The organism is Rhizobium sp. BT-226 (assembly GCF_025847085.2).
GTDB classification, from domain to species: domain Bacteria; phylum Pseudomonadota; class Alphaproteobacteria; order Rhizobiales; family Rhizobiaceae; genus Rhizobium; species Rhizobium sophorae.
In genome coordinates this window covers 1,269,249-1,282,639 of the sequence record NZ_JAOYTI010000001.1, presented here as the reverse complement: position 1 = coordinate 1,282,639, position 13,391 = coordinate 1,269,249, and the positions used below count along the sequence as shown (strand labels likewise).

Sequence of the window (13,391 nt, the reverse complement as noted above, 5' to 3'; positions counted from 1 at the left end):
CCCGCGAATCCTGCCAAGTCCTGCGATCATGCAATTTGCGCCGCAACAAGATGAAGCCCTGAAGGCTGTTTCGAAATGGCTGAAGGAAGGGCGCTCGCCGCTCTTTCGCCTGTTTGGCTATGCCGGAACGGGAAAGACGACGCTTGCCAAGCATTTTGCCGAAAATGTCGATGGCGACGTGCTGTTTGCCGCCTTCACCGGCAAGGCGGCACAGGTGCTGCGCTCGCGGGGCGCCTCCAACGCCCGGACGATCCATTCGCTGATCTACCGGCCGCGCGGCGAGGAGGCGGTGGAAGACGAGGAAACAGGCAAGACCTCGATCGCGCCGATGTTTTCGATCAACCGGCAAAGCCCGGTCGCGAAGGCGGCGCTGATCATCGTCGACGAATGCTCGATGGTGGACGAGGCTCTCGGCAAGGACCTGATGAGCTTCGGCACGCCGATCCTGGTGCTCGGCGATCCCGGCCAGCTGCCGCCGGTCACAGGCGGCGGCTACTTCACCAATCAGGATCCGGACTATCTGCTCACCGATATCCACCGCCAGGCGCGCGACAATCCGATCATCAAGCTCGCCATGCAGGTGCGCGAAGGCAATGAGGTGATGTACGGCGATTACGGCACGGCCAAGGTGATCTCGAAGAACGAGGTGACGCAGCAGCTGGTGCTCGATGCCGATCAGGTGCTCGTCGGCACCAACCGCACGCGGCGGCGCTACAATCAGCGCCTGCGGGAGTTGAAAGGCTTCAATGCCGATTATCCGCAGACCGGCGACAAGCTCGTCTGCCTCAGGAACGATCCGGCCAAAGGCTTGCTCAACGGCTCGCTCTGGCAGGTGATGACCTCGTCGAAGGAAACGACGAAGCCCGGCATCAATCTTCTCGTCCGTCCCGAAGACGATGACATGGACCGGGGGGCTGCCAAGATCAAGCTGCTGAAACAGGCCTTCGAGGATGTCGAGGGTGAGATCCCCTGGAACACCCGCAAACGCTACGACGAGTTCGACTATGGCTATGCGCTCACCGTTCACAAGGCGCAGGGTTCGCAATGGAACGATGTCGTGCTCTTCGACGAGAGCTGGGCGTTTCGCGATACCCGGGAACGCTGGCTCTATACCGCGATCACGCGCGCGGCGGAGACGCTGACGATCGTCCGCTAATCCCAGTCGCACCCGCGGCCCGGTCGCATTCGCGGTCTGGAGTGGTAAGGAAGAAACGGTGGCGGCCGTGTCTTAGGCGGATGGTACTAAGCCTGCACGATGCCGAGCAGAACCGCCTTGGCGATGGCCTGGAAGCGGTTGTTGGCGCGGAATTTCAAGATGATTCCGGCTTCGAGATCCTTGGTCTCGTCATGTTTCAGGTCGAGTGCCCGGGCGATGCGTTGTGTGGAATAGCCTTCCGCCATCAGTTCCAGGCAACGCCGTTCCTGCGGGGTCAGGCTGGCGCTGTCCTGATTGTCGTTCAACGGCGGCTCTTCGATGCTGCCGTCGAAATCCAGGAGGTCGCCGACCTGCTGGAGCTGGCGGTGCAGCGTCGACATCTCGGCCGTCAGTTCGCGCTTGCGCACCTGCAGGGCCTCGCGGAACATCGCCTCGGCCGATTCCTGCGAATCGGCGTTGCGGAGTTCGTCCATCAGTTCCTGGATGACGGCGATCGGCATGCCGGTTTCGCGGCAGACTGTAATGACGGCCATGCGCATCACGTCGTCCTGGCCGTAGACCCGCATCAGGCCGATACGGTTGGCTGAAATCAACCCTTTCTCTTCATAGAAATGCAGTGTCCTGTGCGTAACGCCGAATGCGTTTGCCATATCGGCAATGGGCACCGGACCGTCCGGTAGATCCGGCGGCAGCGCGGCCGAAGGCAGAAACCGGTATTTCGACCGGGCCTCCGAAGCGATACCGGCGGTGGCAAACAGGCGTTTGGAACCGTCTGGCATGAACCCTCCTGGGGCATGTTGTTGCACCTCATGCGGTTTTGCCAGTTGCTTCCCATGCGCGGCGAGTGGGGTTTCCTCTAGGCGTTCTTCTCAGTGGGAAAGAAGCAGTACGCGGCGTACTCTATGCGATACGATGTCCACGTTATGCGTGAACGATCTTTTTTATAAGTGCTAAAAATAATCTCTTTTAAATGGGATAGCAACTTTACCGGCATATTTTGCCGGGGTTCTTGGGTGTGTTGCACAAAAACATGTGCTGCACTGCGGGATCTCGCGGTCCTCTTTAAAGGTGACGGGATTTACTATCTGCGGTACGCGTGCTGCAAATGCTCAGCGTAATTTCGGCGCTCATCAGCGATTGGCATCGCACCCATTTGTGAATCTCGTTGGCCATCGCCGAGCACTTGGCTTAAAAGCATGGCCTCCCATTTCCGTGACCGATGGATCTCGCCATGCCCGCCAAGCTCTCCGTGAACCTCAACGCCGTCGCCATGCTGCGCAACCGGCGCGACCTGCCCTGGCCGAGCGTCGAAGCGCTCGGGCGTATCGCGCTGAAATCCGGTGCGAGCGGCTTGACAGTGCATCCGCGCCCCGACCAGCGCCACATCCGCTTTTCCGACCTGCCGGTGATCCGCAACCTGATCGACGACGAATTCCCCAAGGCCGAGTTTAATATCGAGGGTTATCCGACCGAGGAATTCTTCGAACTCTGCGCCGGGGCGGCCCCCGAGCAGGTGACGCTGGTGCCTGACGATCCCGCCCAGGCGACCTCCGATCACGGCTGGGATTTCCGCAAGCACCAGGCGTTCCTGACCGATGCCGTCGCGCGGTTGAAGACGATGGGATGCCGGGTGTCGCTGTTTGCCGATGGTGACGGGGACGCACAGGCGGTTGAGATCGCCAAGGCGGTCGGCGCCGACCGGATCGAGCTCTATACCGGTCCCTATGGTGGCTGCTTCGACGCGCCGGAGCGGGCCGCCCCGATCCTCGAAGCGCTCGGACGGACGGCCGATGCAGCCCTTGCAATTGGCCTCGCCGTCAATGCCGGCCATGATCTGACAGTGGAAAACCTGCCGGCGCTGGTGAAGCGCATTCCCGCTCTTGCCGAGGTTTCGATCGGTCACGGGCTGACCGCCGATGCGCTGGAATACGGCATGGCGGAAACCGTGCGGCGCTTCTGCCGGGCCTGCGGGCAGACGGTTTGAGGGGGCGTTGCCTTCAAGACTGGAAGCGGGTTCTTACGCTTCTGACTGTGAGTCACACAGCACGTCTGAAAGGAAGAGTCTCCCGCGCCCAAAGACTTGGGCGCGCTGGATTCCTGTGACAGGCACAGGAATGAGGGTGGGAGAGGTAGCGCTTCCCATAACCTTTGTCTCAATGCAGACGGGAAATCTTGGCGAAGGCGCTCAATTCATCCTCCCTCATTTCTGTGCCTGTCACGGGAATCCAGCCACGGCGCGTCGGCGCCGTGAATGACTCATCTGACGTGATCAGAGATCCAGAATCGGAGTATGCTGCATCCCCGCGGCAAACGCAGGAATGCAGCATACAGGCTCAATGGCCTCCGGCATTGCCTGAAGCCGTCAAAGCAGCTCTGTGCTCCGCGAAGAAATCCTTCAGCGGCTGCGGTTGTTTGCCGGTCAGCTTGGTGAAATCTTCGGTAATGATGGCGAATTTGCCGGCGCGAGTGTTGGCGTCGGCCGACACCAGCATGTCGGCGACGAAACCGGGAAGGCCGGCGCCGCGGATGCCCTGGCCGAGCTGTTCGTCATTGACGTCGACCACTTCGAGCGGCTTGCCGGCGACATCCGAGACGATGGCGGCGATCTGCCTGTTGGTCAGCTGTTGCGCGCCGGTCAGCGTATAGGTGGCGCTCTCGGAGGTGCCGGAGGCAAGGGCCGCGGCGATCGCCAGCGCGCAGTCATTGCGCGAAATGGTCGAGATCTTGCCGTCGCCGGTGGCGCTGTACCATTTGCCGCCCTGGAGATTGTGCGGCATGCCGTGCAGATAGTTGTCGTGATACCAGGCGTCACGAATGATCGTATAGGCGATGCCGCTGGCCTTGATGGCGTTTTCGCTGCCGAGGTGGTCGGGCGCGAAGGTGACGAGCGAATCGTCGGGCGCCGGCATCGAGGTATAGGCGATGTGCTTGACGCCTGACTTGACGGCGGCCGCAACGGCGCCTTTGTGCTGGGCGAGACGCTTGCCGGGAGTGTCGAGCGCGTCGGTGCTGATGATCAGCAAGCGGTCGACGCCGGCGAAAGCCTTCTCCAAGCCGGCGACGTCATCGAAATCGGCCTTGCGGGTAACGACGCCCTTCTTCTCGAGATCGGAAAGCTTTTCGGGGCTGCGCGTCGCTGCAACGATGTTGCCGGGGGCGACCTTGTAGGTCTCGATGAGGTGATGGATGACACGCTTGCCGAGCTGCCCGGCAGCGCCGGTGACCAGGATGATTTCGCTCATACGTCGTTTCCTTCTGTGCTGTATTGGCTGTGTTGTGCCGGTGGTCTCAAAAAGAGAGTAACACTAGAATAGGAATTGACTTGGCGGTGTAAAGGAGGCAGTTTTTCGGCTCTACGTTACCAAAAGGGAACCAGCAGATGAGCGGTGCGGTCGTCAGTCTGAAGAACAGGATGCCGGGCGCGCGGCGCGAGATCGATCTCGCCGGTCTCGATTTCGGCAATTGCCCGGTCAGAGACATGATGCAGCAGATTGGCGGCAAATGGTCGACGCTGCTGCTCGAGGTTCTGGCGGCCGAGCCCCATCGATTCGGCGAGCTGCGGCGTATGCTCCCCGATATCTCGCAGCGCATGCTGACGCAGACGCTGCGCGATCTGCAGAGGGACGGGTACATCCATCGCGAGGTCTTCCCGACCAAGCCGCCGAGCGTCGAATATTCGATGACCGAACTTGGACGTTCGCTCTACCAGCCGCTGTCGCAGCTTCTGAACTGGGCGGAAGCGAACCATGATGCCGTTCGCGCCGCCCGTTCGCGATTCGATTCCGCCGATAGTTAGGCTTCCTTGCCGCGCTCTTCCGTGAGGAAAAGCAGGAAGGCCAGCGCTGGAAGGGCGAAGCCGATCCAGGCGGTCATCGTCCAGCCGCCGGTCGCATAGGCCCAGCCGCCGACGGCCGAGCCGAGTGCGCCACCGGAAAAGAAGGTGGCCATGAACAGGCCGTTGAGCCGGCTGCGATGTTCCGGGTTCAAGCCATAGATGGCGCGCTGGCCGCAGACGAGATTGGTCGTCACCCCGAAATCGAGCATGATCGCGGCTACCGTCAGCAGGATCAAGGCGGCGAGCGAGCCATCGCTTGCGAAATGGCTGATCAAGAAGGACGCCATGCCGAGCAGCATGGCAAGCGTCGAGGCGATCCTCGTCATGCCGCGATCGGCAAGCCGGCCGGCGATCGGCGAGGCGACGGCGCCTGAAGCACCGGCAAGCGCGAAGAGGGCGATGCCGTTCTGCGTCAGGCCGAAGGCCGGGCTCGCGAGCAGCAGAGGCGTCGTCGTCCAGAACAGGCTGAAGGCGCCGAACATGCCTGCCTGATAGAGGGCGCGGCGCTGCAGCACCCGCGAGGTCAGCGCCAGCTGGGCCATAGAGGCGAGCAACTCGCTATAGCGCAGCTTCGTCTTCGGCAGGCGGACCGGCAGGTTGGCGCGCAGGACGACGGCGAGCACAATCATCAGCCCCGCGGTAACGTAGTAGACGACGTGCCAGGAAGAGGCTTCGGCGACGAAACTTGCGAAGGGGCGCGCCAGCATGATGCCGCAGAGCAGGCCGCTCATGACGTTGCCGACGACCTGGCCGCGCGTTGCATCGGGCGCCATGTTGGCGGCGAAGGGAACCAGGACCTGAACTGCGACCGAGGAAAGGCCGATAGAGAGCGAGGCGACGAGGAAGGCCGTGGGTGTCGAGGACAGCGCCGCGCCGATGAGCGCAACGGCCGAGACGGCGATCAGCATCAGCACCAGACGGCGGTTTTCGGTGAGGTCGCCGAGCGGCACGATCAGCAGCAGGCCGAGGCCGTAGCCGATCTGCGTCAGCGTGACGATCAGGCCGGTGGCGGCAGGCGTGAAGCCGAGATCGGCACTGATCGGGCCGGCAAGCGGCTGGCCGTAATAGAGATTGGCGGCCACCAACCCGCAGGCGGCAGCAAAAAGGAAGGTGAGCCAGGGGGATAGCGCCCGGGGAATGGACTCATCCGGCGTGGTGGCTGAAATGCTCATCGGAAGCTCCGGTCTTCAAGATTGAAAGGATTGAATGCAAAAATGCTAGCTGCGGCCACCCGATCCTTGACCGAATGCCGGTATTTCTCTCGTCCACGGTGTGGACTGTTCAAGTCACGAGCTTCATCGCGGCTTCGGCTGCGGCGACCATCTCCAGCCTGCTGCGTCCTGTCTTGCCAATCACGCGCAAGCCCTTGGTAAAGCAGAGAAAGGTAAGGGCGGCGGCATCAGGGTCCACCGTCGTCGGGACGGTGCCGTCGGCCTGGCCGATGCGGATGAGACCAGCCATCAGCTTTTCGTCTGCGGCGAAGGCAGTTGCAACGTGGGTGGCCGTTTCGTCGTCGAGCAGGGCGAAATCATTGGCGCCGCCGACGACGAGGCAGCCCTTACGACCAGCATCGCCATGGGATAGTTCCGTATAATACATCACCATCTGGAAGACTTTGTCGCGGCCTGTTTCCGCCGACGCAATCATCGCTTCGAGACGCCGCCGGCCGAGTTGGCGATAACGACCAAAAGCGGCGAGGAAGACGCCGCGCTTGTCCTTGAACGCCTTGTAGATACTGCCAGAGGCGAGGTCCATTGCCTCGGTCAGATCGCTGATCGACGTAGCGTGGTAGCCGCGTTCGGAAAAGACCCGTAGGGCCGAATCCAATGCGGCGTCCATATCGAACTCGCGCGGACGACCACGGCTGCGGGTTTTTTCATCTGATACGAGGCTGTCAACGGTCATGGCGCCTAATTAGGGAACGAACGTTTCCAAATCAAGTGAAATTTCTGCGGCGCAGCAAATTCAGAGATCGAGCACCCAGTTCTGGCCGTTCGCCTCGGGGCCGAACATGCGATGTCTCTCCTCGGAGACAAGACGGAAGCCCGCCTTGACGTAGATGGCGCGGGCGGTCTCCAGCATATCGTTGGTCCAGAGCGAGAGTTCGCGGTAGCCTTTCTCCCTGGAGAAGCGGATGCATTCGTCGACCAGCAGCTTGCCGAGCCCGAGGCCGCGGGCTGCCTTGTCGACATAGAGCAGGCGGAGCTTGGCGATGCCGTCGCCGCCATCGGTGACGAGGACGGAGCCGACATTGACGCCGCCGCGTTCGGCGATCCAGCAATATTCCTTGGCCGGGTCGAAGTTGGCGAGGAATTTTCCGGCGACCTCGGCGACCAGCGCCTCGAAGCGCAGATCCCAGCCATATTCTTCTGCGTAGAAGCGGCCCTGGCTCTGAACGATCCAGCCGATATCTCCGGCGCGGTGGGCGCGGATGATGGCCGGTGCGGGCTTTGCCGTGGGGTCGAGGAGGGCGCGGATGGTGTGCATCGCGGAGACCGCTGCCTCCGGCTCGCTGCTGGCAAGATTGTCGAACCGGGCGGCGATCTGCGCATTGGCGCGCCGGCCGAGTTCTTCGAACTGCTCTCGTCCCCGATCGGTGACAATGATGACCTGGCTGCGCAGGTCGGCTGGATCGGGGCTGGTTTCGATCAGCCCCTCGGCGCGGAAACGCTTGAGGATGCGGCTGAGATAAGCGGCGTCGAGATGCAGGTCGCGGGCTAACGCCACGGCGCTGACACCGTCATGCGAGCCGATCTCGAAGAGGACGCGGGCATCCGTCAGCGTGAACGAGGTGTCGAGATAGGCCTTGTTCAGCAGGCCGAGAAAGTTCGTATAGAAGCGGTTGAAATCGCGAGCGGTTTCGATAAGGGCGATATCGGTCATGATGATCTCCAAATGGAGATCCTGGTCAGACTGCTGACGAACCGTGCTCTTCACTCGGCGTCATCCTCGGCCTTGTGCCGAGGATCTGCTGCGCCCGTTGCAGATGCTCGGGACGAGCCCGAGCATGACGAAAGAGGTGTTGGCCGACTTTGTCAGCAGTCCGGCAAAGATCTCCAGATGGAGATCTTGTCCTGCATTTAGTGGACTGAGTCAACTAACATGGCAATATCAGGCGGCTTCCTCTTCTGCTGCCTCATCCATTCCCAGCGCGAAATCGACCGCCGCGCGCGCATGGATCGCGGTGGTGTCGAAGCCCGGCAACGGTAGATGGTCCGGATCGAGGATCAGGCAGATTTCGGTGCAGCCGAGGATGATGCTGTCGGCGCCGTTCTCGACGGCGCGAGCGATGACATCGAACAGTTTTTGACGCGAACTGTCGAGCACCTTGCCGGCGCAGAGTTCGTTGAAGATGATGTCGTGCACGGTCGTGCGGTCGCCAGCATCGGGCACCATGATATCGAGGCCAAGGCTCTTCATACGGTCGCTGTAGAAGCCGTGTTCCATCGTGTAGCGGGTCGCAAGCAGCAGCGGGCGCTTGTAACCGGCCGCATGCAGCGATTTCGCCGTCTCATCGATGATGTGGATCAGTGGCACGGAGATCTTGTCTGCAACCTTGCCGGCGATCAGATGCATGGTGTTGGTGCAGATGAGGATGCAGCCGGCGCCGGCAATCTGCAGGCGCAGAGCCACATCGGCGAGGCGGTGGGCAGCCATATCCCAGTCGCCGGCCTTCTGAAGGGCGACGATCTCCTCGAAGTTGATCGAATGCAGGATGAGTTCCGCCGAGGCGAGGCCACCCTTGCGGTCACGCACCATCTCGTTGACGAGGCGGTAGTAGACCGCCGAACTTTCGAAACTCATGCCGCCGATCAGGCCGATCGTTTCCATCTCTTCATGCTCTCCATGCTTCTGAACTTTCGAAAATGATGCCGCACTCTCGACGCGGCGTGTTTGCTTTGTTTGTCTCTCTCGTCATCTATGTGATGGAATTTTGCGCCATTTTATGAAATCATGCAAAAAATAGGCGAGAGGTAGATGTTCGACACATGCTTGATGATCGCGACAGACGCATTCTGGACATGCTGCAAAAGGATGCGGGCATATCCGTGACCGATCTCGCCGAGCGCGTGGCGCTTTCGATATCGGCCTGCTCGCGGCGAATCCAGCGGCTGGAGGAGAGCGGCCATATCGCCCGGCGCATCGTCGTGCTCGACCGGGAAAAGATGGGCGTGCCGACGACAGTTTTCGCGCTGGTCAAGACGGCGCACCATTCCGACGAATGGACGGAAAGCTTCCGCAGGATCATCAGTGACATTCCCGAGATCGTCGAGGCGCACCGTTTGACCGGCAATCACGACTATATCCTGAAGATCGTGCTGCCGCGGGTCGAGCACTACGACGTGATCTACAAGCAGATCGTCCGCAAGATCGAGCTTTTCGATGTTTCAGCGTCGATCTCGATGGAGCATCTGAAGGGCGGCACGGCGATCCCCGTCGGATATGCCGATTGAGCAAGCTCCACCGACCGGGATGCAGGGGAGCTATGCCGAAACGGCAGTTGCAACCTTCGCGGCGAAGGCCACATTGGCTTTGAGCGAAATGGCGCAAAGGGGTAGGTCATGAGCGATCATCATGTCGTCGTTGTCGGCGGCGGTTTCGGCGGGCTGCAGCTCGTCAACGGGTTGAAGGGGGCGGGCGTCAAGATCACGCTGGTCGACCGGCGCAATCACCATCTCTTCCAGCCGCTGCTCTATCAGGTGGCGACCACCATTCTTTCCACCTCGGAGATCGCCTGGCCGATCCGCCGCCTTTATGCCGACCGGCCTGACGTGACGGTGCTGCTCGGCGAGGTCACGGGCGTCGACAGCGGTGCGAAGACTGTTTCCTTACGCAACGGCATGACTCTTGGTTACGATACGCTGGTGTTGGCGACCGGAGCGACGCATGCCTATTTCGGCCATGACGAATGGGAGCCGGTGGCGCCCGGCCTGAAGACGTTGGAGGACGCGACGACGATCCGCCGGCGCGTGCTGCTCGCCTTCGAGAAGGCGGAGATGGAGGCCGATCCTGCCGTGCGCGATGCGCTGTTGACCTTCACCATCGTCGGGGCCGGGCCGACCGGTGTCGAGCTGGCCGGCATCATTGCCGAACTTGCGCATTTCACGCTGCCCAAGGAATTCCGCAACATCGATACGCGCAAGACCCGCGTCGTGCTGGTCGAGGCTGGCCCGCGGGTGCTGCCGACCTTCGCCGAAGAGCTTTCGGCCTATGCGCAGAAGGCGCTGGAGAAACTCGGGGTCGAGATCCATCTGGGCCAACCGGTGACCGAGTGCAACGCCGACGGCGTGAAGATCGGCGAGACCTTCGTTCCCAGCCGGACGATCGTTTGGGCAGCCGGAGTCACCGCCTCGCCGGCGGCGCGGTGGCTTGGTGTTGCAGCCGACCGGGCAGGGCGCGTCGTGGTCGAGAAGGATCTGAGCGCGCCTGGTCTGCCCGACGTCTTCGTCGTCGGCGATACCGCCTCCGTCATGCGCGAGGACGGCAAGCCGGTGCCCGGCATTGCGCCCGCCGCCAAGCAGCAGGGCGGTTACGTCGCCAAGGTCATCCGCGCCCGCATATCCGGCAAACCCGCGCCGGCGCCCTTCCGCTACTGGCATCAGGGCAGCCTGGCGACGATCGGCAAGAGTGCTGCGATCATCGATTTCGGCCGGATCAAACTGAAGGGCTGGATCGCCTGGTGGATCTGGGGCCTTGCCCATATCTACTTCCTGATCGGCACCCGCTCGCGCTTCTCCGTCGCCTGGAGCTGGCTGTGGATCTATCTGAGCGGCCAGCACAGTGCCCGGCTGATTACGCAGAAGGAGACGATGCGGGAGGAGGGGTAGGCTCCTTTTCGGTCAAGCCAGAGGACCGAAATGACGCAAGAGCATGCCGTGTAAGCCCCCTCTGGCCTGCCGGCCATCTCCCCCACAGGTGGGGAGATTTGCTAGACGCAATGGTTTCCCCAAACAATCAGCGCCCAGCGCAGCGAAACGATAGATGGGCAGGAAGCGTGCGCCACTTGTAGTCTCCCCATCTGTGGGGGAGATGCCCGGCAGGGCAGAGGGGGCCACGGCACGCCGGTCCAGGAAACCAGCCATGAGCGCGCCCACGCTTTAACGCCATACGCCCGCTTGACATATCTCCACACTCACCCTTAGCATTCCGCCCGCGTCTCCTAACCACCGGGAGTTACGCATCCAGCTGTCCTGTCATCAGGTAGAGGTTCCAATGCGCCGATTCACTTCTCACGAAAATCACATTCGAAATTCTGAGATGTTGGTGGTTCATGCGCACTTTGAATCTGAGCATCCTCGCCCATGTGGATGCAGGCAAGACTAGCCTTACCGAAAGATTGCTTTTTGATGCCGGCGTTATCGACAAGCTCGGCAGCGTCGATACCGGCAATACACAAACGGACACTCTCGAACTCGAACGGCAACGCGGCATCACGATCAGAGCCGCCGTGGTGTCGTTCACGATCGGCGACAGGATCGTCAATCTGATCGACACGCCCGGTCACCCGGATTTCATCGCCGAGGTCGAGCGGGTGCTCGGATTGCTGGATGCCGCGGTCGTCGTCGTTTCGGCGGTCGAAGGCGTACAGGCCCAAACGCGGGTGCTGGTGCGGGCGCTGCGGCGGCTTGGCGTTCCCTTCATCTTCTTCATCAACAAGGTCGATCGTCTCGGCGCGCAATATCAGGACGTACTGAAGGCTCTTGCCAGCCAATTGCTCGTTCGCCCCATCGCCATGTCTTCCGTGATCGATGCCGGCAGCAGGCTTGCCAGGGTCGAGGCGTTGGCTCCCGGATGCGAACCGCTTTTCACGCCGCTCTGCGAAGCACTCGCGGAGAATGACGAGGCGCTGCTGGACGATTACGTCTTGACGCCCGATCGCCTGACGGCGGATAGGCTTGAGTGCTGCCTGACCGATCAGATCGCCAGCGGTCTGGTGCATCCTGTCTTTGCAGGTGCGGCAACGACCGGCGTCGGCGTGCCGGCCCTGACATCGGCCATTGCGACGATATTGCCCGGCCGGCGCCTCGATCCGGACGGGCCGATTGCCGGAACAATCTTCAAGATCGAACGCGGCTGGGGCGGTGAAAAGCTGGCCTATATGTATATGACGTCAGGCACGGTCCGGCTGCGGCAATATCTGGATTTGCCCAAAGGCCCGCATAGAGTGACCGCGATCGAGGTTTTCGAGGCCGGCAGGGTTCATGGCGCGGCGAGCTTCCGCGCCGGGCAGATCGCGCGCGTAAGCGGCCTTGCCGGCGCGCGCATCGGCGATGCGGTGGGCGGCGACCTGCTCGCGGGCGGCCGGCCGCAGTTTGCCCCGCCCAGCCTCGAAACCCGCGTCCTTGCCCGGCGGCCCTCCGACAAGGCGGCGCTCTGGCTGGCGCTGAACCAGATGGCCGAACAGGACCCGTTGATCAATCTGCGCCGGAACGACGATGCCGACGAAATCTTCGTATCGCTCTATGGCGAGGTGCAGAAGGAGGTTGTCCAATCGACCCTGCTGACGGATTTTGGTCTCGAGGCTGGGTTCGAGGAAAGCACGGTTATCTTAGTGGAAAGGCTTGCGGGAACCGGGGAAGGGCTGCAGATCCTCTTCAAGGAGCCCAATCCGTTTCTCGCCACCGTCGGTCTACGGGTCGAACCGCGTAGAGAAGGGGCAGGCAACAGCTTTGCACTTGAAGTGGACGTGGGCCAGATGCCCGCCAGCTTTTACAGGGCGGTCGAAGAAACCGTGTTCGAGACGCTGAAGCAGGGCGTTTTCGGCTGGCAGGTCATCGATTGCCACGTGGCGATGACGGCAGCCCGGCACAGCTCGCCTGCAAGCACCGCCGCCGATTTCCGCCAGTTGACGCCTTGGGTGCTGGCAGATGCGCTGTCGGCCGCGCAAACCGTCCTATGCGAACCGATCGACCGCTTTCATCTCGAAGCGCCCGCGGAGAGCTTGAGCGGCTTGCTGACCCTGCTTGCGAAATCCGCCGCGACGACGACGGATTCGGCGATCGTCGATGGCGTCGCTCGGCTCGAAGGCACTATGGCGTCTCAGATGATCCAGAGCGTCCAGCAGCAATTGCCGGGCCTGACGAGCGGGGCGGGGACCATGGAAACCGCTTTCGATCATTATGCCCCGGCCGCCGGCCCGCCGCGCTTGCGTGGGCGTTCGGGGCCTGATCCGTTCAATGGTGCGGAATATCTGTTGCGTCTGCGGGGGAGTGTGTGAAGGGTGCGATGGGTGCCCGCAGAGCACGGGTATGCCGTGTGGTTACCCCCTCTGCCCGGCAGGGCAGAGGGGGTGCCACACGGAACGCCGGTACCGGATTCAGCTGTCGCGCGGCCGCACCTCAGCATGAGGGCGTGTGGAGAATGCCGGTATCAAAAAAGGCGGCCCTTGCGAGCCGCCTT

At 61.9% G+C, this 13,391-nt stretch carries 12 protein-coding genes; 6 read left to right on the top strand and 6 right to left on the bottom strand.

Translation table 11 applies throughout. The features are described 5' to 3' along the window. Nucleotides 1–28 precede the first annotated feature (28 nt). Nucleotides 29–1,156 carry an ATP-dependent RecD-like DNA helicase gene (locus OIU37_RS06565; RefSeq protein WP_003541249.1) on the top strand — a complete coding sequence of 376 codons (1,128 nt, stop codon included), beginning with the start codon at nt 29–31 and terminating at the stop codon, nt 1,154–1,156. A gap of 86 nt (nt 1,157–1,242) precedes the next feature. Here OIU37_RS06565 and OIU37_RS06560 read toward each other — a convergent pair whose 3' ends face one another. Next, entirely contained in the window at nt 1,243–1,935 is a 693-nt protein-coding gene (locus OIU37_RS06560; RefSeq protein ID WP_180694618.1) for a MerR family transcriptional regulator, read from the bottom strand. Nucleotides 1,936–2,387: 452 nt separating this feature from the next. Between OIU37_RS06560 and OIU37_RS06555 the strand changes: the two genes are divergently transcribed. Beyond that, nucleotides 2,388–3,140 (top strand): pyridoxine 5'-phosphate synthase, encoded by a 753-nt coding sequence (locus tag OIU37_RS06555; protein ID WP_264256572.1) that lies wholly within the window; start codon nt 2,388–2,390, stop codon nt 3,138–3,140. 349 nt (nt 3,141–3,489) lie between these two features. Here the strand turns inward: OIU37_RS06555 and OIU37_RS06550 are convergent, their stop codons facing one another. Further along, the gene (locus tag OIU37_RS06550; RefSeq protein WP_264256570.1) at nt 3,490–4,398 is read right to left on the bottom strand and encodes an SDR family oxidoreductase; all 909 of its coding nucleotides are present in this window, start codon (nt 4,396–4,398) and stop codon (nt 3,490–3,492) included. Nucleotides 4,399–4,535: 137 nt separating this feature from the next. Between OIU37_RS06550 and OIU37_RS06545 the strand changes: the two genes are divergently transcribed. Further along, nucleotides 4,536–4,952: a helix-turn-helix domain-containing protein gene (locus OIU37_RS06545; protein WP_182209475.1), complete on the top strand. Its 417-nt coding sequence runs from the start codon at nt 4,536–4,538 to the stop codon at nt 4,950–4,952. Here the strand turns inward: OIU37_RS06545 and OIU37_RS06540 are convergent. From OIU37_RS06540 to OIU37_RS06525, 4 genes are all read right to left on the bottom strand, one after another. Beyond that, nucleotides 4,949–6,163, bottom strand: a complete 1,215-nt coding sequence (locus tag OIU37_RS06540; protein WP_264256569.1) for an MFS transporter — start codon at nt 6,161–6,163, stop codon at nt 4,949–4,951. The two genes, OIU37_RS06545 and OIU37_RS06540, sit on opposite strands and share 4 nt — an antisense overlap. Nucleotides 6,164–6,272: 109 nt before the next feature. Continuing rightward, nucleotides 6,273–6,896 (bottom strand): TetR/AcrR family transcriptional regulator, encoded by a 624-nt coding sequence (locus tag OIU37_RS06535; protein ID WP_264256567.1) that lies wholly within the window; start codon nt 6,894–6,896, stop codon nt 6,273–6,275. Nucleotides 6,897–6,956: 60 nt separating this feature from the next. Beyond that, nucleotides 6,957–7,874, bottom strand: a complete 918-nt coding sequence (locus OIU37_RS06530) for a helix-turn-helix domain-containing GNAT family N-acetyltransferase (protein WP_240602866.1) — start codon at nt 7,872–7,874, stop codon at nt 6,957–6,959. A 228-nt stretch (nt 7,875–8,102) separates the two neighbouring features. Continuing rightward, the gene (locus OIU37_RS06525; protein WP_240602867.1) at nt 8,103–8,822 is read right to left on the bottom strand and encodes an aspartate/glutamate racemase family protein; all 720 of its coding nucleotides are present in this window, start codon (nt 8,820–8,822) and stop codon (nt 8,103–8,105) included. Nucleotides 8,823–8,980: 158 nt separating this feature from the next. On the opposite strand from OIU37_RS06525, the gene OIU37_RS06520 reads away from it, so the two are divergent. The 3 genes from OIU37_RS06520 (at nt 8,981) to OIU37_RS06510 (ending at nt 13,209) form a co-directional block, all read left to right on the top strand. Further along, nucleotides 8,981–9,445 carry an Lrp/AsnC family transcriptional regulator gene (locus tag OIU37_RS06520; protein WP_168310066.1) on the top strand — a complete coding sequence of 155 codons (465 nt, stop codon included), beginning with the start codon at nt 8,981–8,983 and terminating at the stop codon, nt 9,443–9,445. 108 nt (nt 9,446–9,553) lie between these two features. Beyond that, entirely contained in the window at nt 9,554–10,819 is a 1,266-nt protein-coding gene (locus OIU37_RS06515) for an NAD(P)/FAD-dependent oxidoreductase (RefSeq protein ID WP_240602868.1), read from the top strand. 443 nt (nt 10,820–11,262) lie between these two features. Further along, nucleotides 11,263–13,209, top strand: coding sequence for a translation factor GTPase family protein (locus OIU37_RS06510; protein ID WP_264256565.1), 1,947 nt, complete (start codon nt 11,263–11,265; stop codon nt 13,207–13,209). Nucleotides 13,210–13,391: the final 182 nt, after the last annotated feature.

Bases quoted from the DNA above. Each gene is read 5' to 3' on its own strand.
- OIU37_RS06515 (WP_240602868.1), top strand. From the start codon at position 9,554: ATGAGCGATCATCATGTCGTCGTTGTCGGCGGCGGTTTCGGCGGGCTG.
- OIU37_RS06525 (WP_240602867.1), bottom strand. From the start codon at position 8,822: ATGGAAACGATCGGCCTGATCGGCGGCATGAGTTTCGAAAGTTCGGCG.
- OIU37_RS06535 (WP_264256567.1), bottom strand. From the start codon at position 6,896: ATGACCGTTGACAGCCTCGTATCAGATGAAAAAACCCGCAGCCGTGGT.
- OIU37_RS06565 (WP_003541249.1), top strand. From the start codon at position 29: ATGCAATTTGCGCCGCAACAAGATGAAGCCCTGAAGGCTGTTTCGAAA.
- OIU37_RS06550 (WP_264256570.1), bottom strand. From the start codon at position 4,398: ATGAGCGAAATCATCCTGGTCACCGGCGCTGCCGGGCAGCTCGGCAAG.
- OIU37_RS06540 (WP_264256569.1), bottom strand. From the start codon at position 6,163: ATGAGCATTTCAGCCACCACGCCGGATGAGTCCATTCCCCGGGCGCTA.
- OIU37_RS06560 (WP_180694618.1), bottom strand. From the start codon at position 1,935: ATGCCAGACGGTTCCAAACGCCTGTTTGCCACCGCCGGTATCGCTTCG.
- OIU37_RS06530 (WP_240602866.1), bottom strand. From the start codon at position 7,874: ATGACCGATATCGCCCTTATCGAAACCGCTCGCGATTTCAACCGCTTC.
- OIU37_RS06545 (WP_182209475.1), top strand. From the start codon at position 4,536: ATGAGCGGTGCGGTCGTCAGTCTGAAGAACAGGATGCCGGGCGCGCGG.
- OIU37_RS06555 (WP_264256572.1), top strand. From the start codon at position 2,388: ATGCCCGCCAAGCTCTCCGTGAACCTCAACGCCGTCGCCATGCTGCGC.
- OIU37_RS06510 (WP_264256565.1), top strand. From the start codon at position 11,263: ATGCGCACTTTGAATCTGAGCATCCTCGCCCATGTGGATGCAGGCAAG.
- OIU37_RS06520 (WP_168310066.1), top strand. From the start codon at position 8,981: ATGCTTGATGATCGCGACAGACGCATTCTGGACATGCTGCAAAAGGAT.